This is a genomic window from Trueperella pecoris (genome assembly GCF_014926385.1).
GTDB classification, from domain to species: Bacteria; Actinomycetota; Actinomycetes; order Actinomycetales; family Actinomycetaceae; genus Trueperella; species Trueperella pecoris.
This window is the reverse complement of sequence record NZ_CP053291.1, coordinates 1,437,343-1,462,272: the sequence shown is the minus strand read 5'-3', so window position 1 is coordinate 1,462,272 and position 24,930 is coordinate 1,437,343. Positions and strand designations below refer to the sequence as shown.

The following is a 24,930-nucleotide window of genomic DNA, read 5'->3' as shown; positions in this document are numbered from 1 at the left end:
GCGGGACAAGAACGCTAGGGGACGACGTGGCCCGCGCTGCGGAAGAGCTCGTACCACTGTGCCCGCGTGAGTCTCAGTTCCGATCCGGCGGCGGCTGCCCTGACCCGATCGGGCGAGGTCGAGCCGAGGATGACCTGAATGTTGGCAGGGTGGCGCGTGATCCAGGCCGTGGCGATGGCCTCGGGAGATACCTGGTACTCGGCCGCGACCCGATCCATGACGGCGTTGAGCCCGGGCAACCATTCGGCGTCGAAGAGATGACCGGTCCCCGACTGAAACGGTGACCACGCCTGGAGAGTGATCCCGGAAAGACGCGCGTATTCGATGAGGCCGCCGTCGCGGTCGGTGGACTGATCGTGCATCATGTTCGACGCGACGCCCTGGGCGATCATCGGGCAGTGCGCGATGGAAAGCTGAACCTGGTTGACCACGAGCGGCTGGTCCACGGTGTGCTTGAGGAGCTCAATCTGGCACGGAGTGTGGTTCGAGGCGCCGAAATAGCGCACCTTACCGGATGCGGCCAGATCGTTGAAAGCGCGGGCAACTTCCTCGGGCTCGACGAGGGCGTCGGGACGATGTAGAAGCAGGATGTCGATGTAATCGGTGCCCAACGCGCGCAAAGAATCCTCGACCTCGCCGACCAGGTAGTGGTATGAGAAATCGTAGTAGCCCTCATTCTTGACGATGCCCGCCTTGGTCTGGATCGTCACCTCCTCACGCTCGGAGGAGGAAAGCTGAAGGGCGCTCGCGAAGCGCTCCTCACATTCGTGCAGGTGAGAGCCGTAGATATCTGCGTGGTCGAAGAAGTTGATTCCGGCCTCGCGTGCTGCGCCTACGAGCGAGCGGATCTTATCGTCAGACTTGTCCGCGATGCGCATGAGCCCCAACCCGATGTTCGAGGTCTCGATGGGGCCGATTTCTATGTTCTTCATTGCCGCTCCTTACCCGCATTTCTATTGTGGCACTGCGAGCAGCAAAATGGGGCCGGTGAATGCCGGCCCCATCAGCGAAAATCTCTAGCGGCGTGCGCGAGCAGTGCGGCGCTTGAGGGCACGGCGCTCATCTTCCGACATGCCGCCCCAGACGCCGGCATCCTGATTATTCTCAAGCGCCCACTTCAAGCAGATCTCCTGGACATTGCACGTGGCACACACGGCCTTTGCGCGCTCTACCTGTGCCATGGCAGGGCCGGAGGAACCAATCGGAAAGAAGAGTTCCGGGTCCTCGTTGAGGCATGCTGCCCGATGGCGCCAATCCATGAATTAGTCTCCTTAGTGGTGCGATGTTATTCGCCGGTTAATACGCCCTTAACCTTTGCAGGTTTTGGCGTTTCGGTAAAGGAAAAAAAGTGTGATCCATGCCCAATTACCGCGAGCTGGTGCGGATTTGTGTGCTTTGACACGTCGGCATGATACCGGAGTAGGGCAAGTCCGACGCAGGCGAGCATAATCGAGACGAGATTGAGCGCCAGACGGGCGAAAGGAACGCCCACGTGCGAGATCCCGACCACCCCGTGGCTGGAGAAGGCGAGGTAGACGGCACCCACCCCGAGGCCCATTCCGACCGCCGACATGACCAACACCGACAGCGTGACGTGGGCGATCCGGCGTCGTCGGATGGACGTGCGGGGGAGGCCGAGTGCCCGGAGGTTGCGCGTCTCGTAGCCATACTCGCTGAGGTAACGCGGCACGCGCCCGAGCGCGACGTAGGCAAGGATCACGATCAGGCTCGTCTGTATGAGGGCGCCAACCCGGCTTGGGTTGATCGCTCCACGTTCGGGAATGGACACGGCGAGGGAGAGCTTTGGACGGCCCTCCCCGGTGCCGAGGTAGGAATCCAGCCGGCGGTAGTCCTCAGAAATGTGCTCAAGCGACCAATCTGTCAGGCGCATCCACACCGCGCTCGGTGGGGGCGTGCCCAGCGTGCGAAGGCCGGTCATGGCGACGGGAATGTTTGCCGCCTCGACCTTGAGCCGCGCGGTGTGTTCGCCCCCGATGGAGTCGAGGAAGGAAACCTCCGCGGTCGGGGGAATACTCTCGGTGTCGAAGGGCACGAGGAGCTTGCCCTCGAGGTCTAGTTGCTCGCCGAAATACTGCTCGGCCTGCGTGGGATCTACAGCGTAAATCAAGCCCGGCTGGAAGCTATCGCTTTCCGGCAACGTGGAGACGACGCTGTGGAGAGTGAGGGTCGATTGGGCCGATCCCCACGCCTCGATGGCCGCGAAATCCTCGGGGGCCAGGGAGGGGGCATCCGGGCTGGCGACGACGGCCAGGTCGAACAGATCGTTGAGAGACATGTCCGTGGCGTCGAGCGCGGCGTAAACGGTGTGGAGGACTCCCAGCATGCTCGTGGAGACGAGCACGACGAACAGTGCCACACTTCGAACGACGCCGGTGCGCGAGCGCGGCAAGAGCGGGATGTCTGAGCCGACGTGGAGCCGGCGCACCGCCCAACGCACGATACTCATTCCTACTGTGAAGGCAAGGATGGTCAGTGCTGACAGTGCCAGCAACGTGCGCACGAGGGCGTCAATGCTCAGTTCGTCCGCGAGGACGCCGGGCATGCCGATCGTCGCATACAGCAAGGCGCCCGTCAGCAGCGCTAGCGCAGGGACGGCCACGAGGAGCCTGCGCTGCCAGGCGGCCTTGTCTTGAGCGATGGTCAGGAGGATGCCGAGAGGCCCACCGATCGCCGTCGCGGCCACGACCGCGACGAAGGACAACACGAACGCATCGAGGGGAACACCGACGGTGTGGGGAAGAAAACGTGCTCCATCCATCGATCGGGCAAGAACCGCAGTGCCCAAGGCCGAGGCGTAGCCCACTGACACGCCAACCACGTATGCCACGGCGACGACGACGAAGCTCTCGCGCAACGCCAGCCAGCTTTGCCGCGGTCCGGATACGCCAAGTGCCTTCAGCTTGAGGAATTCGCGTGCACGACGCCGGCCCGCCCCAACCATCGTCATGAAGACGACCGCGGTCGAGGCAAGAAATGCGGTGGTGAGAAGCCACGTGCCAGCAGACGTCATCGACTGCAGGGCGCCCTCTTGACGTTCGTAGGCTTCCTCGAGCCGCTCGGAGGCGTTGACGACGACCGTCCCAGGGATTTTGAGGATTGATGCTCTCAGATCGTCGGTCGTGGCGGTAGCAGCCGCCCGCACCTCAATGCCGCCCTGGTCTTGAGAGTCGATGAGATAGGCGACGTAGCTGGGGTCGGCGTCGGTGACGAGGGCTTCGACACCTGAGTCGAGCCGATCGACGATAGGGGAGCGCGCATAGACGCCCGTGACCGAATAACGTTCGGCGATATCTGGCCCGACGACGGTCACCTCGCCCCCGGTGGAGACGTGGAGCGCCATCGCCAACTGCTGCGTAATGGCAATCTCGGTGGAGGCGACGGGAAAACGCCCAGCAACCAGGGTTTGGGTGCGAAGGGTGGGGGGAGCGAGTGTGCGCAACCGCAGAGGGAGGTGATCGGTGTCTGACAGGGCCTCGACGGCACGCTGGGAATCCACGAAGAGGGTCTCGACTTCAGGCAGGGCCGCAATCTGCTTCGCTACCTCAACGGCCGGTGCCGTATCGGAGTAGACGAGGACGTCGGAGTCCGGTGTCGAATGGCGCACGGATAGCGCCAAGGCGCGATCGGCGTAGCCCAACATGGCGGTCACGAAGAAGACAAGCGCCGCGGCGTAAGCCAACGCCACGCCAGCCAAGACGTGGGACCGCCAATAGTAGTCGAGCTGGCCGCGCAGCATCAGACGTCCTCGCCGTAGAGGGCCTGCAACGTGCCGAGGACCGCATCGAGGGTGGGCGAGCGCAGTTCGCCGACGATGCGCGAATCTGACAGCAGATAGACGTGGTCGGAAGAGACCGCTGCAATGGCGTTGGTCGTAAAAGTAACGACGGTGAAGCCGAGCTCCTTGGTGCACATGCGAAGCAGGGCGAAGAAGGTCGACCCTTCGCGCTGGTTGAGGTTCGCGCCCGGTTCGTCACACAGCAACACTTTGCGGCCAGATAGCACGAGGCCGGCTAGGGCACAACGCTGGCGTTCAAGCCCGGTGACGGCGTCGGGATAAAGGTCCAGAAGGGAAGCGATCCCAAAGAGTTCGCTGACACGCTTGCGATCCGCCGGGCTCACGGCCGTGCCGTTGAGGGCGGCAGGCAGGTCGAGGTTCTCGCCCAGCGTGAGCGAAGGCAGGAGGTTATTCCGGGGGAAGAGGACGCCGACCGTGCGGGAGAGTAGTGCCTCCTTCTGTTGGCGGCTCGCATGGGAGATATCGAGCCCGTCTATCTCGATGAGTCCGGATTCGGGGTCGCTCAGTCCGCTGATGACGGCCATGAGGGCCGACTTTCCAGAGCCGGTCGAACCCAAAATCGTGGTGATGCTCCCTTCGGCTACGCGAAGGGAGACATCTTCAAGCACGAAGCGACGGTTGCGGCCGACGCCGGCGAGGAGCCGGACGTTCTCGAGGTTGATAAGGCTCAACTGAGATCCCCTGGGCGGACAAGACCGGCCTCGTAGGCGAGGACCACGGCCTGGACGCGGTCACGGGCTCCGAGTTTAGCGAAGATCCGTCCGACGTGGGTCTTGATCGTAGCCTGGGCGACATCGAGCTCCTCGCCGATCTCGGTGTTCGATAGGCCCCGGGCCATGTGATAAAGCACTTCGCGCTCGCGTTCGGTGAGCACTCCGACGATTTCGGGACGAAGCGCGCGGTCCTCTACCGCCTTCTCCGCTATGTAGGACACGAGGCGCTTGGTAGAGGAGGGTGCAATCACCGCGTCCCCCCGGTGGACGGTGCGGATCGACGCGAGCATCTGGTCCGGCGGCGCATCCTTGAGCAGGAATCCGGAAGCTCCGCCGCGGATAGCCCGCATGACGTATTCATCGAGGTCGAATGTGGTCAGAATGATGATCTTGGGCCGAACACCGTGCGGAAACTCCATCGCGTTGATACGTTCGGTTGCCTCGAGGCCATCCATGCCGGGCATGCGGATATCCATGAGAACAACATCGACTGGGACAAGCGCAAGCCGGTCAAGTGCCTGTTTGCCGTGCGACGCCTCGAGGACCGTGCACATATCGTCCTGGGAATCGATGACCATTGCGAAGCCGCTACGCACGAGATCCTGATCGTCAACGAGCCCGACTCGAATCTTTTCCTCAGACATGAGTCTTCCTTTCACCGGGGGTGGGAATAGTTGCCGTAACTTTGAAGCCGCCGCCGGGGCGTGGCCCAGCGACGACGGTACCGCCGAAAACTGCGGCGCGTTCGTTCATTCCAATAATGCCGTGTCCCTTGCCGTCGTTGATAGCGGCGGCGCCGCGCCCGTTATCAGAAACGTCAAGTACCACTTCGGAGGGGCGCCAATAGATTGAGACGGTGAGCTGGGCCTCGGGTCCGGCGTGTTTGAGGGCGTTGGTCAAAGCCTCTTGGCAGATGCGGTAGAGCGCGTTGCCAACTCCCACTGGTAACGGCCGTGGCTGGCCGGTGACAACGTAGGAGACTTGGTGGCCCGATTCGCGGACATGATCGGTTAGTGAAATCAGATCCGTGTCAACAGGTTCGGGGGCGAGGGGAGCATTGAGATCGTCTGCATCGCGTAGAACGCCGATGATGGACCGGATGTCGGCAAGCGCTGCCCGCGACATATCGGCAATGACGTTGAGCGCCCGCTCTGCGGCTTCGGGGTTGGACTTGGCCGCGTAGCGGCCGCCGTCTGCTTGGGCGATGACGACAGAGAGCGTGTGGGCAACGATATCGTGCATCTCGCGCGCGATCCGGGTACGTTCCCCGACGACGGCGAGTTCGGCGTCGCGTTCAGCGTGCCTCTGCGCCAGTTCAATGTCCGCCAGCATTGTATCCATGCGGGCCAACCGTTGGCGGCGCAGGAGCGCCCCGGCCGCCGTGCCAAACACCATTGCCTGCGCTGCAAAGATGGTCAGGACAAGGAGCGTCGCCGGCATGTTGGCCCGGAACGCGGGCAGGACGACGAGGAAGGCGCCGAATGATGCTCCGGCGATCGCCGGAATCTTCGCCGCCTTGGGGCCGTACACGAGGACGGCATATAGGGCGAAAAGTATGGCCACATCTTGGGGTAAAATGCCGTGAGGAAGGGCAATGTAGCGAAGCAACGCGGCGATGTAGACGACGACGGCCGCTGGTAACGCGTGCGTGCGGCGCAAGAAGGTGCCGATTACGATCGAAACGCTGGCTACGTACAGCAGTGCGTCCTGATACAGACTGACGCCAAGGGCTTCGGTCGGCAACGCCAGTACTAAGAGCGCGACGAATAACGCCAGCGCGAGATCGGCTGGTGAAAAGCCCTTGATAGTGGCGAAATCTTTCATACCATTAGGGTAAACGTCACCTCCGTCAATCTTTGCCTCGAGCCTCAGTCTGAGGTGGCATTCACCGATTCGATGTTCTCGGGCTCATTATTGCGGGCGTTGCCGACCGCCCTCGTCACGGGGTGGAAGGAGAGCGGTGCCTGCGGGCGCTCCAAACGGTCGAGGACTTCCTTGCCGACCTCCGCCGACAGCCACGCGTCGTATTCCTCTCGCTCGAGGAGGGCCGGAGTCCGGTCGTGGACGTTCGCCAGCTCGCCTTGCGCGCGGCGCGTGACGATCGTGGCGGTGAGCACCCAATCCGTGCCGGCTTTCCACCAGCTGTACAGGCCCGCGAAGGCCAGCGGGCGACCGTCGCTGCGGTAGATGTAAAACGGACACCTATCCGCCTTGCGCCACTCGAAGTAGCCCGACGCAGGGATGATGCACCGCCTCGACTCCAGGCTGGGGGCAAAGGACCTCTTCTCCCCAAGAGTCTCCAACCGTGCGTTGATCATCGGCCGGGAGGCATCCTTGGCCCAGCTGGGAATCAGCCCCCACGACGCCGGGGTGAGGGCTCGCACCCGCCGCCCGCCCTCCGGAGCCGTTCCAAGCGGGCTGGAAGGCGCCCCGACGGCGTCGTGAACCCACTGGTCCCCAGTGATGGCCTTGCGTTCGACGACGATGGGGATGTCCTGGGTGGGCGCCACATTCCAGCTGGGACTGGGCAGATAAGATTCGGCGACGACGTCGAAGCGGAACTCGAGCTGAAGCTCGCCCGTGGACATCGTGGTTGCATATCGACCGCACATGGAGTCAGCCTATCGGCTGGGGAGAAAAGTGTCGGAGAAATGGGGGACAATGATGGGGTGAACATCGACGAAGCAACTGCACGCTGGAACGAAATCGCCCCCAAACTGCGCAGGGCGCAAGAGGCCTACCATTCGACGGGTGAACCCGTCATGGTCGATGCCACCTACGATGCCTTGATTGCGCAGATGCGCGCCCTCGAAGCGCAGTTTCCGCAGCTGTGGAGCCCACAGTCGCCCACGATGAAGGTGGGAGCGAAGGTCGCGCGCGGTGCGGTTGCGCAGTTGCGTCACGCCCAGAGGATGTATTCCCTCCAGGATGTGTTTAGCCGGGAAGAACTCGCTGCCTGGTTTTCGTCAGTGGCCGCCGAATTGCCAGCGGCGAGCCGGTTCACCGCTGAGGTCAAGGTCGATGGCCTGGCGTTGAACCTGACCTACCGGCGTGGCGTGTTGGACAGCGCAGCCACGCGTGGTGACGGCGTGACGGGCGAGGACGTGACGCGCAACGCGTTGGCCATCGATGCCATCCCTGCCAAGCTGTTGGGCGAGGATTGGCCGGAGCTGGTCGAGGTTCGCGGCGAGGTCTATTTCCCGATCGCGAAATTCGATGAGTACAACCGCCTCGTGGAGGCGCGCAACGAGGAGATCGCCCGGCGCAATGGCGAAATTGACGCCTTTAATAAGGCGTTGCGATCCACGAACGCGCGCCGCACCAAGGAGGGCCTGCCGGCACTGGAACGCGTGCAGCGGGAAGGCCAGTTGAAGACGTTCGTCAACCCGCGCAACGCAGCCGCCGGCACGATGCGCCAGGAGGACGCCACTGGTTTTGCCATCAAGTCGCTGAGCTTCATCGCGCACGGAATAGGAGCGTTGGAAGGGACGTCGCAAGAGCTCGAGGAAAGGCTCGCCACGCAGGAGGGAGTCTATGAGGTCTTCACCTCGTGGGGATTGCCGGTCTCCCGCGAGACGGTCATGGTCTCCTCGATGCCAGAAATTGAAGCCTTCCTTGACCGCTATCAGCATGCGCGCCTGAGCCTCGATCACGAATTTGACGGGGTAGTGATCAAGCTCGAGGACCGCCGGGTTCAAGAGCAGTTGGGCTACACGGCCCGCGTGCCGCGCTGGGCGGTCGCCTTCAAATTCCCGCCCACGGAAGTACAAACCCGCCTGCTGGACATTCGCGTGCAAGTGGGGCGCACGGGCCGCGTTACCCCCTTCGCCGTGATGGAACCCGTGTGGGTTGACGGTTCGACCGTCGCCCAAGCGACCCTCCACAACCCCTACGAGGTAGAACGTAAAGGGGTCAAGATCGGCGACGTGGTGATCGTGCGCAAGGCGGGTGACATCATCCCCGAGGTGGTCGGTCCCGTCCTGGCCGAACGCGACGGCTCGGAGCGTGCGTTCGTCATGCCCGGAAACTGCCCTGCATGCGGGGGCGCGATCGAGCCGGCGAAGGAAGGCGACAAGGACTTGCGGTGCTCGAACACACGCTCCTGCCCTGCACAGCTTCACCAGCGCGTCATCCACATCGGTTCGCGTGGTGCGCTCGATATCGAATCCCTGGGCGAGGAGTCGGCGCAATGGCTCGCCGATCCCGAGGCCTACCGCCAGGACGTGCTCATCGCGCTGGCAACCGGCCACACGGTCGAATTCACGGACGAGCACGCGCTCGCGGCGGCGGAGGCCGGATGGCCGCTCGAGAAGGCCGCCGATCCGCGCGTGGCGATGAGGCTTTCTCTCGAGAAGCGAATTGAATGCGGCATCGTTGACGACGACGGCGCCCTCCTCGACCCGGAGAGCATTATCGCTCCCCACATCCAGAGGGAGCTCGGGATCCCCGCCGCGCAGAAGCCTTACCTGGATACGGAGGCCGGCCTCTTTGCCCTGCGCGCCGAGGACCTCGAAAACGTTTGCACGTGGCAGCCCGTCCGCGAAGGCGGGCAAGACACCGGCGATTGGCGTTATGTCCGCGCAGGCTGGACGAAGCCCACCTGGCTCAAGCCGAGCGCTCATCGGGAAAACTTCGAGATTCGCCGTGCCTCTGCTCCGTCCAAGACACTCGAAAAGGTCCTCGACGAGATCGAGAAGGCCAAGACGAAGGATCTATGGCGCAAGATTGTGGCGCTCAACATCCGCCACGTCGGGCCCGTGGCCGCCCGGGCGCTCGCGGAGCGTTTCGGCTCCCTGGACGCGCTCCTCGAGACCGGTCGCGCCCAGATTGCGGCTGGCGAGGTGCCTTTTGCCGACGTCGATGGCGTGGGTGAGATCATCGCCCGCTCGTTGATGGACTGGTTTGACGAGCCGTGGCATGCCGAGATTGTCCAGGCGTGGCAGCGCGACGGGGTGACGTTCGCTGACGAGAGCGTGGGAGACGGATCTGCTACCGACGCCGCACCGGGGCCGCTGGACGGCATGACGATCGTCGTGACGGGCTCGATCGAGGGATTCACGCGCGACGGCGTCGCGGAGGCTATCGCCAAGGCGGGTGGCAAGGCCACCGGCTCGGTGTCGAAGAAGACCACCGCCGTGGTGGTGGGTGAGAACCCGGGCGCCTCGAAGACGACGAAGGCCGAGGCGTTGGGCATCCCGATGTGGACGCCGGAGGTTTTTCTGGCTAAGTTGCGTGGGCAACGCAATGGAGTTCATTAGATTAAGGGTTTTGACGACGCAAGAAGTGCGCCAGCATGCGCGAGCGTTGCGCATCCCGCGGGGCAAATAACGGTGCTGGTCTATCTCAACAGAGATTAATCGCCTGGCTTTTGATGGGCAAGCAGAAAGTCTGCCGGTAGCTAGGCTGTGGGGTAGACAGAACTCGGGCCGAAATGACGCAAAGCCACCATCCAAAACAAAACCGGTTAAGTTCGGTTGAGGGGCGTTTAAGTCATATGCACATTGTAACAATATGGTGGTTATGTGCTTCTGTGTCGTGTGACTATATTGGAGCTCAAAGGGTGTCATCCCTGAGTATGACATTTTTGTAAAAAGCCTTGTCGCAGTGGGTGTGGAGGCGTTAGGATTTCTGTAACAAAATATTGAATATTTTGTTACTGTACACATATCCGACAAATGTATGGCGGCCTAATTATGAGCAAGCACACCCATCGTACACTTATCGCTGCGTGCGTCGGGACAGGGGCGCTCCTGTTCTCCGCATTCGCTGCGCAGCCGGTAGCGTTAGCTACTGCCAACGAAGACAGCCCAATTCTCTCCGGAGAAGTGGTTGTGAAATACAAGGACGGCACCGAAGCCGCCGAAGCAATCGAAGATGCAAAGGAACCAGAACAGGCACATGAAAAATTGCCTGCGGATGAAAAAGAGCGCATTAAGGAAGCCGTTCAAGAGGAAGGAGCCAACCTTACTGATACTAAGGCGCATGCCGATGGTGCAGTGACTATCTCTCTTGATAAAAAGCTTTCCGAAAGCGACATCGACTCTCTCGTTGAAAAGCTAGAGGACAGTAAAGACGTCGAATTCGTTGAGCCTGTTTACATTGCTCAGCCTTTCCAAATTAATCAAGATGAAGTCAATCGAGGTAAGTACACCAGTTACCAGTGGAGCCTTCGTAACGGTGTTGGTGGCATCAACGCTGATGCAGCCTGGCGTTACAGCAAGGGTAAAGATGTAACGGTTGCGGTTCTTGATACCGGAATTGTTGATCACCCAGAATTCGATAACAAACTCGTCCAGGGCGCGGATTTAATCTCCGACAGCAGCCGTAGCCGTGATGGTGATGGCCGTGATATGAATCCACGCGATGAAGGCGATTGGATGCGAGCATACGAGTGCGTAACCTGGCCCGCTCGTGCTCGTACATCATCGTGGCATGGCACTCACGTTGCCGGCATTGTTGGCGCAACCCAAGACGAACAGGGGATCGATGGCGTGGCGCCACAGGCCAAGATCCTCCCCGTTCGCGTTCTTGGGCGTTGTGGCGGTACCTCAACCGACATCGCTGACGGCATCACCTGGGCCTCGGGTGGAGATGTCCCGGGACTCGAACGGAACGAGAACCCAGCCAAGGTTATTAACCTCAGTCTCGGTGGCGGAGCCTACCAGTGCCCGCAGGTATACCAGAATGCCATTGATGCGGCTATCGCACGTGGCTCAACCATTGTCGTAGCTGCAGGAAATGACCACGCCAATGCTCGACACACCACGCCCGCTAACTGTCGTGGAGTCATCACCGTCGGCGCAACAGGTCCTGATGGTGAGCAGTCTTCCTACTCCAACTATGGACACGTCGTTGACCTGTCGGCTCCGGGTGGAAATGGCTATCATCGTGAGCAGATCCTCTCCGCGGCCAACATGTCAACTACCACTCCGACTGACGGCAACTACGTGTGGATGCAAGGCACCTCCCAGGCAACCCCACATGTGTCGGGTGTAGCAGCACTCATGCTTTCGAAATTCCCACAGATGACGCCCGAACAGGTGCGTCAATCGCTGGTTAATTCGACAAAAGACGTGCAGTCGTGCCCGCGTGGCGGATGCGGTCGCGGAATTCTCAACGCACCAGCAGCGCTCGAATACGCCAGCAATCTCGTCGGCCAGGCTCTGACAGAAGACGATGCGGCAGCCGGACCGATCCAACCCGTTGAGGCTCCAGTGGCGCAGCCAGCCCCTGTGCAGCCTGTTGACCTTCAACCGGCACCTCGCGACGAAAACCGCACGACGCAACGCGCTCGCATGACTATCGAACGATGGGTTCTTGATGCAGGCCAATCCACTGCTGTTCTTGGTAATGGTTTTGAGCCTGGTGAGGAAGTAATTGCCTACGTTGATAGCTTCTCCCGTCCCCTTGGTAGCTCGTGGGCGGACGGACAGGGGCAGATTCGTGCACGATTCACCCCGTCACAATCACTGCGAGTGGGATACCATGTCATGTTCTTGACCGGTCAAACCTCAGGCAAGGTAGCGGGCGCACGCTTCTTCTACTGGGGCGATTAACAGAAAAGCTGAATGATGAGAATTAGATCATTGATATCCGTACTTGCGTGTTGTGCCATCTTAGGCGGATGTTCGTCAACTGAGGATCTCCAGCCCCAGATGTTACCAACACAAAACGCATCGATATCGTCTGAGAAGGCGGGCACATTCACCGATGAAGAGTCTGTTCAAAAGGATGATAAAGATGACAAGGGAAAGTCACACGATCAAAATTTTTCACCTGACGCCAGTACTGAAAGCAGCCAGATCGTCATCGGGTATAAGGCTGACAGTGCTCAAGCTAAACACCTCGAACAAGCTCCCGCACAAGCCAGCGTGAATGAAGTTTTGCCCGCAAACGAAATCGAACGTTTAGGGAATATCTTCAAAGCCCACGGCTTAACTCTGGCAGAGGCACAAGCTAACTCAGGAGGAGCAGCAACTCTTACATTGTCAGGAAAACTGCCTGGCAATGCACTTGAGGCCATTTTGAGTGAAGTCGCCAAAGATTCCGCAGTCGCTTTCGCTGAACCTATAGTGACGGCAGTCACTCAATAACGAATCTGGTGATTGTGCGATCGCATCGAATCTGCACAGCTTGGTGGCGGGCATGGAATACATGCTCGCCACCAAGCAGCCGGCGAGCACCACCAAGCAGCCTGGTGCTCGCGCTGTATTAAGCTGTTCCGCGCTGTATTAATTTGCTGCAGATTAATACAGCGCGAAGCACCTTAATACGGTTTCGGCAGGTGGGGTTCTGTCGGCAGGCCCACCAGGGCGGGCCTGGTAGAAAACATGAATCTGAGCCCCACCAGGGGCATCTATGAATCGGCGTCCAGCAGCCTCAAAAGAACTGTCACGAGGCAGGCCGCATTTTCAAGAGAACTGCCGGAAAGTCGGCTAGACCAAGCCGTCCCTGAGCCCATCTCACCCCCAGCAACTAGCAAGCCCCGAAGTTCTAGCAGCTCAAAAGCCCAAAATTCCCTCACCCAACTACAAACCTCAAGCTCACTGACAACCAACTTGGCAGATAGTGGGGGCTTCACCATCACAGCAACGGAGCCAGCGGCCGCAGTATCTTCTCAGCGATCCGAGGTAGCCGCCCGCGCTGTTCCCATTCTTGCGCCAATAGCTCGTGGGCGTTGGTCAGGTCGAGCGCGAAGACCTCTTCCATGACGGTGGCGAAGTCGTGGTCGAAGACTTCGACGTTGACCTCGAAATTTCCGCCCATCGACACCGCGTCGATATTTGTGGTGCCCACGGTGGACCAGATCCCGTCAACCGTCATGGTCTTGGCATGAATCATCGCCTGGCGGTAAAGGAAGATGCGCACGCCCGATTTCAGCAGGTCGGTGTAATACGGTCTGCCAACCCAGTCGGCCACGATGTGGTTGGAGAACTGGGGGATGAGCACGCGAACGTCCACCCCGCGCCGAGCCGCAGAGGTCAGCGAGTGGAGGATACCGGCATCGGGGATGAAATAGCCCATCGTGATGTAGACGTGGCTGTGGGCACGGTCGATGGCCCCCAGGTAGGACGCCCGCACTGGGTAGGACTTGAAGGCCGGAACGTTTTGGGTGGCCACGATCTTGGAAGACCAGCGGGCGAGCCCACGGTCGGACAGCTCGGGCAGGTTGGCCTTGCGGTAGACGTTCCACATGTCGACGAACGCGTTTTCCAGCTCCCACACCGAGGGGCCGACGATTCGCAGATGGGTGTCGCGCCACGTGTCGGCGTAGAGGCGCCCAATGTTGTAGCCCCCGACGAAGCCCACGCTCTGGTCGACGACGATCAGTTTGCGGTGGTCGAAGCCGCGGTCCTTACCGTTACCCGTGAAGATGCCGGTGCGGATCAGCGGGAACAGGATGACGTGCAGGTTGGGATGCTCCGGAAACTGCCGGAAGGACGGGTCCTGATTGAGGTTGCCGAAGGTGTCGATGATGACATGCACCTGGACGCCGCGGCGGGCGGCGGCGATGAGGGCGTCGCGAAAGGCCGTTCCGACGTCGTCGGCCTTGATGATGAAAGTCTCGAAGAAGATCTGCTCTTTGGCGTTGTTGATGGCCGAGAGCATGTCGGCATAGAGGTCGTTGCCGTTGGTGTAAATCGTCAGCTCGGAGCCGGAAACCTCAACCGTTCGTGGCATCATCGTGGGGAATTTGCCGGTGGGCGGGTCGCGGCGCTTACGCTGCTCATCGACGGCGATGACGGCGGTAACAGCCGCGAGCTGGGCGGCGAGCGCGGCGAAAATGCCCGCTTGAACGATCTTCTTGGGGGTGCCCCGATTCGGGCGCGGGAAGCGTGACATGTGCTTATAGTACCGAACGGGTTAGACTTTCCCCATGTCGATTTTTTCTAAGGATGAGGTTGCGCGGCTCGCGGACCTCGCACGTATTGCATTAACAGATGAGGAGATCGAACAGTTCGCTGGCGAGTTGTCGATGATCTCGGACGCGATGGCAAAGGTTTCTGACGTCGCCGCTTCCGATATTCCTCCCACGTCCCACCCGATTCCGCTGACCAACGTCTGGCGCGAGGACGTGGTGACTGATGAAGTGCTGGATCTTGAGACCGTCTTCGGTTCGGCCCCGGCGCATGAGGACGGCAAGTTCGCCGTCCCGCAGATCCTAGGGGAGGAGTAATGGAGTTGCTGAAGAAGTCTGCCATTGAGCTTGCGCAGATGTTGCGCGCGGGCGAGATCACGTCGGTGGAGATTACCGAAGCCTGTCTGGATCGCATCGAGGCAGTCAATGATCGCCTCCACGCCTTCCTGTTCGTGGACCGTGAAGGTGCACTCGAGGTTGCCCGGGGTGTCGACGCCGACCGCGCCGCCGGCGAGGATCTTCCGCCTTTCGCAGGCGTTCCGGTGGCTATCAAGGACAACATTTGCCAGCACGGCACCCCGGTGACCTGTGGTTCGAAGATGCTCGAGGGCTGGATCGCTCCTTACGACGCGACGGTCGTGGCCAATCTGAAGGCAGCGCGCCTGCCGATCGTTGGACACACCAACATGGATGAGTTCGCGATGGGCTCCTCGACCGAGAATTCGGCTTTCGGTCCGACCGTGAACCCGTGGGGCGAGGATCTTATCCCCGGCGGTTCCGGCGGCGGCTCTGCCGCGGCGGTGGCGGCCTACATGGTGCCGTGGGCGCTGGGTTCGGACACGGGTGGCTCGATCCGCCAGCCGGGTGCGGTCACGGGCACGGTCGGCGCCAAGCCGACGTACGGAAACGTCTCGCGCTACGGCGTCGTCGCGATGGCCTCGTCACTGGACCAGGTTGGCCCGTGTGCACGAAGCGTGGCGGACGCGGCAGCGTTGCAGGAAATTCTCTCCAGCCACGATCCCCACGATTCGACGTCGTTGCCGCAGGTCGCTACCGGTTTGCACGACGCCGCAGCGGAGGGCCTGGCGGCGACGGATCTGGCGGGGCTGCGCATCGGCGTCGTCACAGAGATGGCCGGGGAGGGCTTCGAGCCCGGTGTGCTCGCGGTGTTCAACGAGACCGTGGAGGCGTTGCGTGCGCGCGGAGCGGAGGTCATGGAGGTCTCCTGCCCGTCGTTCGACTCGGCGATTGCGGCGTACTACCTCATCATGCCGGCGGAAGTGTCCTCGAACCTCGCACGTTTTGACGGGGTGCGCTACGGCAACCGCGTCGAGCCCACTAGTGGCCCGGTGACGTCCGAGACGATGATGGCGGCAACGCGAGGAACCATGTTCGGTGCTGAGGTCAAGCGTCGAATCATCCTTGGCACGTATGCCCTCAGCTCCGGCCAGTACGACAAGTTCTACGGGTCGGCCCTCAAGGTTCGTACGCTGGTTCAGCGCGATCTCGAGGCGGCCTTCGCACAGGTGGACGTCCTCGTTACACCAACAGCTCCGACTGTGGCCTTCAAGTTTGGCGAGAAGAGCGAGGACCTGATGGCGATGTACATGAACGACATGACCACCACGCCGGCCAACCTTGCCGGAGTTCCGGCTATGTCGGTGCCCGCCGGCCTGTCTGAGGGACTGCCGGTCGGCTTCCAGGTCATTGCGCCCGCGCACGAAGATGCCCGTATGTACAAGGTGGCGGCGATGGTTGAGGCTATTGCGGATCCGTCCGCCCGTGAATGCCCGGTTGAAGTAGGGGAGAAGTAAACATGGATGAACTGATGGACTACGCCGACGTTGCGGCCACCTACGATCCCGTTCTCGGACTCGAGGTTCACGTGGAGTTGTCCACGAAGACGAAGATGTTCGATGCCGCCGCCAACGAGTTTGGCGGAGAGCCCAACACGAACACGACGCCGGTCTCGCTCGGCCTGCCCGGCGCCCTGCCGGTGGTGAACAAGACCGCGATCGAATACGCGATCCGGCTCGGGCTCGCCCTGAACTGCAAGATTGCGCAGTCGTGCCGTTTTGCGCGTAAGAACTATTTCTACCCCGACCTGTCAAAGAACTTCCAGACCTCCCAATCGGACGAGCCTATCGCCTATGACGGTTACCTGGATCTTGAGCTGGACGACGGCGAGGTTTTCCGCGTGCTCATTGAGCGTGCTCACGTGGAGGAGGACGCCGGCAAGAACACCCACGTTGGCGGCGAGGGCCGTCTGCAGGGCGCCACGCATTCGCTGGTGGATTACAACCGTGCGGGCGTGCCGCTCGTGGAGATCGTGACTCGGCCGATCGAGGGCGCCGGAAGCCGTGCGCCGGAAGTGGCTGCCAAGTACGTTCAGACTATTCGTGACATCGCGCGCGCGATCGGCGTTTCCGAGGCGCGCATGGAACGCGGCAACGTCCGAGCTGACGTGAACGTCTCCCTTCGCCCGTCGCCCGATTCGCCGCTGGGAACCCGTACCGAGACGAAAAACGTCAATTCTTTCCGGGCTATCGCTCGTGCTGTGGAGTACGAGATGTGCCGCCAGGGCGCCGTCCTCGAATCGGGACAGAAGGTTTTCCAGGAGACTCGCCACTGGCAGGAAGCCGATTCGACGACGTCGTCCGGCCGACCCAAGTCCGACGCCGACGATTACCGCTACTTCCCCGAGCCGGACCTCGTGCCGATCGCGCCCTCGCGCGAGTGGGTGGAGGAGATTCGTGCCTCGCTGCCGGAGTTGCCGGCGGCTAAGCGCAAGCGCTTGCTGGCCGAGTGGGGCGTATCCGAGATGGAGATGCGTGACATCGTCAACGCCGATGCTCTCGACTTTATTAACGATTCGGTCGAGGCCGGTGCGACCCCGGCCGGCGCCCGCAAGTGGTGGATGGGTGAGCTGGCCCGCTTTGCTAAGGACAACGAGCTTGCGCTCTCCGACGTGCCTGTGACTGCGGCTGACGTCGCCGAACTGGACAAGCTCGTCCAGGGAGGCAAACTGACCGACAAGCTTGCGCGCCAGGCCCTTGACGGAGTGCTCGCGGGCGAGGGAACTCCCTCCGAGGTCGTCGCCAAGCGTGGCCTCGAGGTTGTTTCTGACGACGGCGCCCTGGGCGCGGCCGTGGACGAGGCGCTCGCAGCCAACCCGGATATTTTGGCCAAGATCAAGGCCGGTAAGGTGCAGGCCGCCGGAGCCATCGTGGGTGCGGTCATGAAGGCAACACGTGGTCAGGCGGATGCAGCCCGCGTGCGCGAGCTCATCATGGAGCGCGCCCAAGCCTAAGTGCCCGGACGCCTGCTTACTGTCAGGTCAGCGGTAGGTGCGTGGACGGCGTCGTGAAACCCCGGAGGGCCAGCTTTCCGGGGTTTTCACTTGGTGAAATTCGTGCCGGCGAGCGCGCAAATCTGTAAGAATTAACCCGAAAATTAGACTGGAGAAAAGGACGAAGATGTCTAAGCCAAGGCCGAGTTACGCGGTTACTTTGCGAATTGAAGTGCCTTACGACGACCACGCCGTACCGCGCATCACCAACGAGATTAGCTACCAAGATGCGCTGATCACCGGCATCGACATGGTCAAGTCGGACGACGAGCGGCTACTCTTCGACGTCACGTGTATGACTCACGATCTTGAGCACGCAAAGAAGATCCGGCGAAAGCTGCAAAAGATCGACGGCGTGGTCGTGCACGGTATCCACGACGCGACCGTTCAAGCCCATCTGGGAGGCAAGATCGAGGTCACCCTCAAGCGACCGCTGAAGACGCGTCAGGATCTGTCGAAGATTTATACGCCTGGCGTTGCGGCGATCTGCGAGCGAATCGTCGAGGAACCGGAGGAGGCCCGCCGCCTGACGATCAAGCGTAACACCGTCGCGGTGGTCACTGACGGCACGGCCGTTTTGGGTTTGGGTGATATCGGGCCGCTTGCCGCCATGCCGGTGATGGAGGGAAAGGCTGCGCTGTTTAAGAACTTTGCGGGCGTGGATGCGTGGCCGCTGTGCCTGGACACCAAGGATACTGAGGAGATCATTGCCATCGTCAAGGCGATAGCTCCCGGATTCGCCGGCATCAACCTGGAAGACATTTCGGCACCGCGCTGTTTCGAAATCGAGCGGCGCCTGCGCGAGGAGCTCGACATTCCCGTGTTCCACGACGACCAGCACGGCACCGCCGTGGTCGTTCTTGCCGCGTTGATCAACGCGTTGAAGGTTGTGGGGAAGAAGATTGAAGACGCACGGATTGTTGTTTCCGGCGTCGGCGCTGCGGGCAACGCGATTATTCGCCTGCTCATGAGCCAGGGCGCCCACGACATCATCGGTTGCGGTCGCAACGGCGCGCTGGGGAGCTTCCGGACGGAAAAGGATCCGGATCGCAACTGGCTCGCCGAGCACACGAACCCGCGCAGGGTTAAAGGGAGCCTGAAGGAGGTGCTCGTCGGTGCAGACGTCTTTATCGGCGTCTCCGCGGGCAACATCCTCGACGGAGACGACATCGCGACCATGGCCGACGACGCCGTCGTCTTCGCCCTCGCCAACCCGACCCCTGAGGTGGATCCGGGTGAGGCGGGCAAGCACGCTGCCGTTGTGGCGACCGGGCGCTCGGACTACCCGAACCAGATCAATAACGTGCTGGCCTTCCCAGGCCTGTTCCGCGGAATGCTCGACGTTCGCGCGCACGAGGTGACGGACGAGATGCTGGTTGTGGCAGCCAACGCGATCGCGAATGCTGTTGAACCGTCGGAGCTTAATAGCGCGTTCATCATTCCGGGCGTGTTTACTCCTGACCTGTCGGAGAAGGTGGCGGCAGCCATCCGCGAAGAATTTGCGAGCTCGCAGGTGTAGGGGGCTCGCGTATAGGTGACTCGAGCGGGGGCCGGGGCGGTGCTAAACACCGCCCCGGCCCCCGTATATGCAAAAGTTTGCAAAACGTCCAGTTGTGTGGTTGTGGGTTGTGTTACGGGTGGGTTTTTTGTTGGTGTGGTGGGGTTTGTGGGGTGTGTGAGGGGTGGCATGGTGTGGTGGTTTGACGGTGTGGGTGGTGGGTGTGTAAGTTTTTTTCTTGTCGCCGGGGCGTGTGAGGCACGGTTGTGGTGATGGTTTTCTGGTTTGGTTGTTCTGATTGCTGGAGTTTGACTTTGGTGGTTGGTTGGACTAGGTTGGAGAGGTTGCTCCTGAGGGGGTCTGGCAAAGGGTTTTTGTTGGGTTTTCTTGTGTGGGTGTGTTGTTTGATATCTCAATAGTGTGTCAGCTTTTTATGTTGTATTTTTTGCTGGCTCTTCCATTTTTTGGTTGGGTTGGTTTTTTGCTGTGACTGGCCTTTTGGTTGGTTGTGGTTTTTGTTTGCCAGTTTTCTGGTTTTGTTGAGCTTGTTTTTCTTGCTTTTCATATGGATTGGGCTGGCCCTGTTTGTTGGGGTTGGTTTTGTTTTTTGTGGAGAGTTTGATCCTGGCTCAGGACGAACGCTGGCGGCGTGCTTAACACATGCAAGTCGAACGATGAAGCCTTTGCTTTTGCTTGGGTGGATTAGTGGCGAACGGGTGAGTAATACGTGAGTAACCTGCCCTTGTCTTTGGGATAAGCCTGGGAAACTGGGTCTAATACCGGATATTCTGCTTCTGCCGCATGGTGGGGGTTGGAAAGATTTTTTGGATGGGGATGGGCTCACGGCCTATCAGCTTGTTGGTGGGGTGATGGCCTACCAAGGCGTCGACGGGTAGCCGGCCTGAGAGGGTGACCGGCCACATTGGGACTGAGATACGGCCCAGACTCCTACGGGAGGCAGCAGTGGGGAATATTGCACAATGGACGCAAGTCTGATGCAGCGACGCCGCGTGGGGGATGAAGGCTTTCGGGTTGTAAACTCCTTTCAGTACAGAAGAAGCGATGAGTGACGGTATGTGCAGAAGAAGCGCCGGCTAACTACGTGCCAGCAGCCGCGGTAATACGTAGGGCGCGAGCGTTGTCCGGAATTATTGGGCGTAAAGAGCTCGTAGGCGGTTTGTTGCGCCTGCTGTGAAAGTCCGGGGCTTAACTTCGGGGTTGCAGTGGGTACGGGCAGACTAGAGTGTGGTAGGGGTAATTGGAATTCCTGGTGTAGCGGTGGAATGCGCAGATATCAGGAGGAACACCGATGGCGAAGGCAGGTTACTGGGCCACCACTGACGCTGAGGAGCGAAAGCGTGGGTAGCGAACAGGATTAGATACCCTGGTAGTCCACGCCGTAAACGTTGGGCACTAGGTGTGGGGCCTTTTCCACGGGTTCTGCGCCGTAGCTAACGCATTAAGTGCCCCGCCTGGGGAGTACGGCCGCAAGGCTAAAACTCAAAGGAATTGACGGGGGCCCGCACAAGCGGCGGAGCATGCGGATTAATTCGATGCAACGCGAAGAACCTTACCAAGGCTTGACATACACTGCGATGTGCCAGAGATGGTGCAGCCTTCGGGGTGGTGTACAGGTGGTGCATGGTTGTCGTCAGCTCGTGTCGTGAGATGTTGGGTTAAGTCCCGCAACGAGCGCAACCCTTGTCCTGTGTTGCCAGCACTTTGGGTGGGGACTCACGGGAGACTGCCGGGGTTAACTCGGAGGAAGGTGGGGATGACGTCAAATCATCATGCCCCTTATGTCTTGGGCTTCACGCATGCTACAATGGCCGGTACAGAGGGTTGCGAGCCTGCAAGGGTGAGCTAATCCCTTAAAGCTGGTCTCAGTTCGGATTGGGGTCTGCAACTCGACCCCATGAAGTCGGAGTCGCTAGTAATCGCAGATCAGCAACGCTGCGGTGAATACGTTCTCGGGCCTTGTACACACCGCCCGTCACGTCACGAAAGTTGGTAACACCCGAAGCCCGTGGCCTAACCTTTTTGGGGGGAGCGGTCGAAGGTGGGACTGGCGATTGGGACGAAGTCGTAACAAGGTAGCCGTACCGGAAGGTGCGGCTGGATCACCTCCTTTCTAGGGAGCCCTGGTGTGATGGTCACTGTTTGTTGGTGGTTGTCGTTTTTTGTTGGGGTTTTTAGTGGTGTGCAATGTGGGGAGCTGGCATGCTGTTGGGGTGTGGGGTAACACCTGTGCTGCCTGTGCGTGGGCCTGCTTGTGTGGGTTTGTGTGTGGTGTTGGTGTGGTGGTTGAGAATTGTATAGTGGATGCGAGCATCTTTTGGTTTTTGTAAGTGTTTTAGGGCGTTCGGTGGATGCCTTGGTACACGGAGCCGATGAAGGACGTTGTAGCCTGCGATAAGCCTCGGGGAGTTGGCATACGAGCTGTGATCCGAGGGTGTCCGAATGGGGGAACCTGCCTGGAGTTGTTTCTGGGTACCGTCATCTGAATGTATAGGGTGATTGGGGGTAACGCGGGGAAGTGAAACATCTTAGTACCCGTAGGAAGAGATATTCTGTGAGTAGTGGCGAGCGAAAGCGGATGAGGTTAAACCGGGTGTGTGTGATAGCCGTCGGGCGTTGCATATTCGGGGTTGTGGGGCCTGCAGTGATTCCCTCCGACGGGGGGTCGAGGAGTGATAAAGGTGGCAGATAGGTGAATCAGTTGGGAAGCTGGACCGTAGACCGTGATAGTCGGGTAGTTGAAATCTGTTGCTCTTCTTTGTGGTGTTCCCGAGTAGCACGGGGCTCGTGAAATCTCGTGTGAATCTGCACAGACCACTGTGTAAACCTAAATACTTCGTGTGACCGATAGTGAATGAGTACCGTGAGGGAATGGTGAAAAGTACCCCGGGAGGGGAGTGAAATAGTACCTGAAACCGGACGCTTACAATCCGTCAGAGCCCTTTTTGGTGGGGGTGATGGCGTGCCTTTTGAAGAATGAGCCTGCGAGTTAGGATGTGTGGCGAGGTTAACCCGTGTGGGGTAGCCGTAGCGAAAGCGAGTCTGAATAGGGCGGTTTGAGTTGCATGTTCTAGACCCGAAGCGAAGTGATCTAGCCATGGGCAGGGTGAAGCACGTGTAAGAGCGTGTGGAGGCCCGAACCCACTTCAGTTGAAAATGGAGGGGATGACCTGTGGTTAGGGGTGAAAGGCCAATCAAACTTCGTGATAGCTGGTTCTCCCCGAAATGCATTTAGGTGCAGCGTTGCGTGTGCTTGCTGGTGGTAGAGCGACTGGATGGTCGATGGCCCTTATACCGGGTACTGAGATCAGCCAAACTCCGAATGCTGGTTTAAGTTGAGCGTGGCAGTGAGACTGCGGGGGATAAGCTCCGTAGTCGAGAGGGAAACAGCCCAGATCATCGGTTAAGGCCCCTAAGGGTGTGCTAAGTGGGAAAGGATGTGGAGTTGCTGTGACAACCAGGAGGTTGGCTTAGAAGCAGCCATCCTTGAAAGAGTGCGTAATAGCTCACTGGTCAAGTGATTCCGCGCCGACAATGTAGCGGGGCTAAGTACACCGCCGAAACCGTGGCAACAAGTTTTTGTTGGGTAGGGGAGCGTCGTGCTCGAGATGAAGCTGCCGGGTGACCGTGTGGTGGATTGGGTGCGAGTGAGAATGCAGGCATGAGTAGCGAATGACGGGTGAGAATCCCGTCCTCCGAATGACTAAGGGTTCCAGGGCCAGGTTCTTCCGCCCTGGGTTAGTCGGGTCCTAAGGCGAGGCCGACAGGCGTAGTCGATGGGCAACCAGTTGTTATTCTGGTACCGGCGAAGGACCGTCCATGCTGAAGCGGGGGATACTAACCATCCTTGCTTGCTGTTGTACCCTTTCGGGGGTTGATGGTAAGTGAGCGTGGGACCTGATCTTGTGGTAGGCAAGCGTGTTAACAGGGGTGACGCAGAGTGGTAGCTTCCGCGTGGCTAATGGCTTGCCACGTTTAACAGCGCAGCTCGTTCCTTAGGTAAATCCGGGGAACATGGTGAGTGAGGCTGGATGATGAGACCGTGTGGTCGAAGTAGAGTGATCCTGTGCTGCCGAGAAAAGCCTCGACGTGAGGTCCAAGCCGCCCGTACCCTAAACCGACACAGGTAGTCGAGTAGAGTATACTAAGGAGTTCGAGTGAATCGTGGTTAAGGAACTCGGCAAAATGCCCCCGTAACTTCGGGAGAAGGGGGGCCTGATCCTTGAAGCACCTTGCGTGCTAGGGGTGATGGCCGCAGAAACCAGGGAGAAGCGACTGTTTATCAAAAACACAGGTCCGTGCGAACACGTAAGTGGATGTATACGGACTGACGCCTGCCCGGTGCTGGAAGGTTAAGAGGATCGGTTAGCCACCTTGTGTGGCGAAGCTGAGAATTTAAGCCCCAGTAAACGGCGGTGGTAACTATAACCATCCTAAGGTAGCGAAATTCCTTGTCGGGTAAGTTCCGACCTGCACGAATGGCGTAACGACTTCTCCACTGTCTCAACCGCGAACTCGGTGAAATTGCATTACGAGTAAAGATGCTCGTTACGCGCAGCAGGACGGAAAGACCCCGGGACCTTTACTATAGCTTGGTATTGGTGTTTGGTACGGTTTGTGTAGGATAGGTGGGAGACTGTGAAGCCGTGACGCTAGTTATGGTGGAGTCATTGTTGAAATACCACTCTGATCGTGCTGGATGTCTAACCTCGGACCATGATCTGGTTCAGGGACAGTGCCTGGTGGGTAGTTTAACTGGGGCGGTTGCCTCCTAAAATGTAACGGAGGCGCTCAAAGGTTCCCTCAGCCTGGTTGGTAATCAGGTGTCGAGTGTAAGTGCACAAGGGAGCTTGACTGCGAGACTGACAAGTCGAGCAGGTACGAAAGTAGGAACTAGTGATCCGGCGGTGGCTTGTGGAAGCGCCGTCGCTCAACGGATAAAAGGTACCCCGGGGATAACAGGCTGATCCTGCCCAAGAGTTCATATCGACGGCATGGTTTGGCACCTCGATGTCGGCTCGTCGCATCCTGGGGCTGGAGTAGGTCCCAAGGGTTGGGCTGTTCGCCCATTAAAGCGGTACGCGAGCTGGGTTCAGAACGTCGTGAGACAGTTCGGTCCCTATCCGCTGCGCGCGTTGGAAACGTGAGAAGGGCTGTCCCTAGTACGAGAGGACCGGGACGGACGAACCTCTGGTGTGCCAGTTGTACCGCCAGGTGCATGGCTGGTTGGCTACGTTCGGAAAGGATAACCGCTGAAAGCATCTAAGCGGGAAGCCTGCTTCAAGATAACGTTTCCCGAACACCCTTGGGTGTTGAGAGGTCCCCTATAGACCATGGGGTTGATAGGCCAGACGTGGAAGCACTGTAAAGTGTGGAGCTGACTGGTACTAATGGGCCGACCACTTAAAAAACCAGACAACAAAAATTTTCGTATCCACTATACAATTCTGGACCACCACCCCATCCCTTGGTGGCAGAGACAAATTGAATAAAAATTGGTCCCCAAATGTTTTGACGGTGGCCATAGCGGTGGGGAAACGCCCGGTCCCATTCCGAACCCGGAAGCTAAGCCCACCAGCGCCGATGGTACTGCACTCGCGAGGGTGTGGGAGAGTAGGACACCGCCGTCAACCAAACCCTTTTTGAGCCCTGACCCAACAGTCAGGGCTCAAAACA

Annotated in this window: 15 protein-coding genes and 3 rRNA genes; 10 read left to right on the top strand and 8 right to left on the bottom strand. The window is 59.7% G+C overall.

The features are described from left to right. Nucleotides 1-14 precede the first annotated feature (14 nt). From HLG82_RS06875 to HLG82_RS06845, 7 genes are all read right to left on the bottom strand, one after another. Nucleotides 15-932 (bottom strand): aldo/keto reductase, encoded by a 918-nt coding sequence (locus tag HLG82_RS06875; RefSeq protein WP_193326128.1) that lies wholly within the window; start codon nucleotides 930-932, stop codon nucleotides 15-17. 84 nt (nucleotides 933-1,016) lie between these two features. Further along, entirely contained in the window at nucleotides 1,017-1,259 is a 243-nt protein-coding gene (locus tag HLG82_RS06870; RefSeq protein WP_193326127.1) for a WhiB family transcriptional regulator, read from the bottom strand. Nucleotides 1,260-1,285: 26 nt separating this feature from the next. Further along, nucleotides 1,286-3,757: an ABC transporter permease family protein gene (locus HLG82_RS06865; protein ID WP_193326126.1), complete on the bottom strand. Its 2,472-nt coding sequence runs from the start codon at nucleotides 3,755-3,757 to the stop codon at nucleotides 1,286-1,288. Beyond that, the gene (locus HLG82_RS06860) at nucleotides 3,757-4,488 is read right to left on the bottom strand and encodes an ATP-binding cassette domain-containing protein (protein ID WP_193326125.1); all 732 of its coding nucleotides are present in this window, start codon (nucleotides 4,486-4,488) and stop codon (nucleotides 3,757-3,759) included. Before HLG82_RS06860 ends, HLG82_RS06865 begins: the two co-directional genes overlap by 1 nt. Continuing rightward, nucleotides 4,485-5,174, bottom strand: coding sequence for a response regulator (locus HLG82_RS06855; protein ID WP_193326124.1), 690 nt, complete (start codon nucleotides 5,172-5,174; stop codon nucleotides 4,485-4,487). The genes HLG82_RS06860 and HLG82_RS06855 overlap by 4 nt, the downstream gene beginning before the upstream one ends. Beyond that, on the bottom strand, nucleotides 5,167-6,354 hold the full coding sequence (locus HLG82_RS06850) for a sensor histidine kinase (protein WP_193326123.1): 1,188 nt from the start codon (nucleotides 6,352-6,354) through the stop codon (nucleotides 5,167-5,169). Before HLG82_RS06850 ends, HLG82_RS06855 begins: the two co-directional genes overlap by 8 nt. A 44-nt stretch (nucleotides 6,355-6,398) precedes the next feature. Beyond that, on the bottom strand, nucleotides 6,399-7,142 hold the full coding sequence (locus tag HLG82_RS06845; RefSeq protein WP_193326122.1) for an SOS response-associated peptidase: 744 nt from the start codon (nucleotides 7,140-7,142) through the stop codon (nucleotides 6,399-6,401). Nucleotides 7,143-7,199: 57 nt separating this feature from the next. Between HLG82_RS06845 and HLG82_RS06840 the strand changes: the two genes are divergently transcribed. The 3 genes from HLG82_RS06840 to HLG82_RS06830 all read left to right on the top strand — a co-directional run bounded on the left by HLG82_RS06840 (nucleotide 7,200) and on the right by HLG82_RS06830 (nucleotide 12,623). Next, nucleotides 7,200-9,788 (top strand): NAD-dependent DNA ligase LigA, encoded by a 2,589-nt coding sequence (locus HLG82_RS06840; RefSeq protein WP_255313844.1) that lies wholly within the window; start codon nucleotides 7,200-7,202, stop codon nucleotides 9,786-9,788. 573 nt (nucleotides 9,789-10,361) lie between these two features. Then, nucleotides 10,362-12,086: a S8 family peptidase gene (locus HLG82_RS06835; RefSeq protein ID WP_193326120.1), complete on the top strand. Its 1,725-nt coding sequence runs from the start codon at nucleotides 10,362-10,364 to the stop codon at nucleotides 12,084-12,086. Between the two features lie 99 nt (nucleotides 12,087-12,185). Then, a complete protein-coding gene (locus HLG82_RS06830) occupies nucleotides 12,186-12,623 on the top strand; it encodes a hypothetical protein (RefSeq protein ID WP_193326119.1) in 438 nt (145 codons plus the stop codon). A 490-nt stretch (nucleotides 12,624-13,113) separates the two neighbouring features. Here HLG82_RS06830 and HLG82_RS06825 read toward each other — a convergent pair whose 3' ends face one another. Continuing rightward, on the bottom strand, nucleotides 13,114-14,373 hold the full coding sequence (locus HLG82_RS06825; RefSeq protein WP_193326118.1) for a phospholipase D-like domain-containing protein: 1,260 nt from the start codon (nucleotides 14,371-14,373) through the stop codon (nucleotides 13,114-13,116). A 34-nt stretch (nucleotides 14,374-14,407) separates the two neighbouring features. Here HLG82_RS06825 and gatC point away from each other — a divergent pair, with 34 nt between their 5' ends. The 7 genes from gatC to rrf all read left to right on the top strand — a co-directional run bounded on the left by gatC (nucleotide 14,408) and on the right by rrf (nucleotide 24,884). Next, nucleotides 14,408-14,707 (top strand): Asp-tRNA(Asn)/Glu-tRNA(Gln) amidotransferase subunit GatC, encoded by a 300-nt coding sequence (gatC, locus tag HLG82_RS06820; protein ID WP_193326117.1) that lies wholly within the window; start codon nucleotides 14,408-14,410, stop codon nucleotides 14,705-14,707. Next, nucleotides 14,707-16,203: an Asp-tRNA(Asn)/Glu-tRNA(Gln) amidotransferase subunit GatA gene (gene gatA, locus HLG82_RS06815; protein ID WP_193326116.1), complete on the top strand. Its 1,497-nt coding sequence runs from the start codon at nucleotides 14,707-14,709 to the stop codon at nucleotides 16,201-16,203. The genes gatC and gatA overlap by 1 nt, the downstream gene beginning before the upstream one ends. Before the next feature lie 2 nt (nucleotides 16,204-16,205). Next, nucleotides 16,206-17,699 (top strand): Asp-tRNA(Asn)/Glu-tRNA(Gln) amidotransferase subunit GatB, encoded by a 1,494-nt coding sequence (gene gatB, locus HLG82_RS06810; protein WP_193326115.1) that lies wholly within the window; start codon nucleotides 16,206-16,208, stop codon nucleotides 17,697-17,699. Nucleotides 17,700-17,865: 166 nt separating this feature from the next. Beyond that, the gene (locus HLG82_RS06805; RefSeq protein ID WP_193326114.1) at nucleotides 17,866-19,257 is read left to right on the top strand and encodes an NAD(P)-dependent malic enzyme; all 1,392 of its coding nucleotides are present in this window, start codon (nucleotides 17,866-17,868) and stop codon (nucleotides 19,255-19,257) included. Between the two features lie 585 nt (nucleotides 19,258-19,842). After that, a 16S ribosomal RNA gene (locus tag HLG82_RS06800) occupies nucleotides 19,843-21,367 on the top strand. Between the two features lie 211 nt (nucleotides 21,368-21,578). After that, nucleotides 21,579-24,665: ribosomal RNA gene (locus tag HLG82_RS06795) — 23S ribosomal RNA — on the top strand. 102 nt (nucleotides 24,666-24,767) lie between these two features. Beyond that, nucleotides 24,768-24,884, top strand: a 5S ribosomal RNA gene (gene rrf, locus HLG82_RS06790). Together the 16S, 23S and 5S rRNA genes form the textbook arrangement of a ribosomal RNA operon. The last annotated feature ends 46 nt before the right edge of the window (nucleotides 24,885-24,930 follow it).

Coding starts and splice junctions, on each gene's coding strand:
- gatC (WP_193326117.1), top strand. CDS start 14,408: ATGTCGATTTTTTCTAAGGATGAGGTTGCGCGGCTCGCGGACCTCGCA.
- HLG82_RS06850 (WP_193326123.1), bottom strand. CDS start 6,354: ATGAAAGATTTCGCCACTATCAAGGGCTTTTCACCAGCCGATCTCGCG.
- gatB (WP_193326115.1), top strand. CDS start 16,206: ATGGATGAACTGATGGACTACGCCGACGTTGCGGCCACCTACGATCCC.
- HLG82_RS06870 (WP_193326127.1), bottom strand. CDS start 1,259: ATGGATTGGCGCCATCGGGCAGCATGCCTCAACGAGGACCCGGAACTC.
- HLG82_RS06830 (WP_193326119.1), top strand. CDS start 12,186: ATGTTACCAACACAAAACGCATCGATATCGTCTGAGAAGGCGGGCACA.
- gatA (WP_193326116.1), top strand. CDS start 14,707: ATGGAGTTGCTGAAGAAGTCTGCCATTGAGCTTGCGCAGATGTTGCGC.
- HLG82_RS06865 (WP_193326126.1), bottom strand. CDS start 3,757: ATGCTGCGCGGCCAGCTCGACTACTATTGGCGGTCCCACGTCTTGGCT.
- HLG82_RS06805 (WP_193326114.1), top strand. CDS start 17,866: ATGTCTAAGCCAAGGCCGAGTTACGCGGTTACTTTGCGAATTGAAGTG.
- HLG82_RS06855 (WP_193326124.1), bottom strand. CDS start 5,174: ATGTCTGAGGAAAAGATTCGAGTCGGGCTCGTTGACGATCAGGATCTC.
- HLG82_RS06845 (WP_193326122.1), bottom strand. CDS start 7,142: ATGTGCGGTCGATATGCAACCACGATGTCCACGGGCGAGCTTCAGCTC.
- HLG82_RS06875 (WP_193326128.1), bottom strand. CDS start 932: ATGAAGAACATAGAAATCGGCCCCATCGAGACCTCGAACATCGGGTTG.
- HLG82_RS06825 (WP_193326118.1), bottom strand. CDS start 14,373: ATGTCACGCTTCCCGCGCCCGAATCGGGGCACCCCCAAGAAGATCGTT.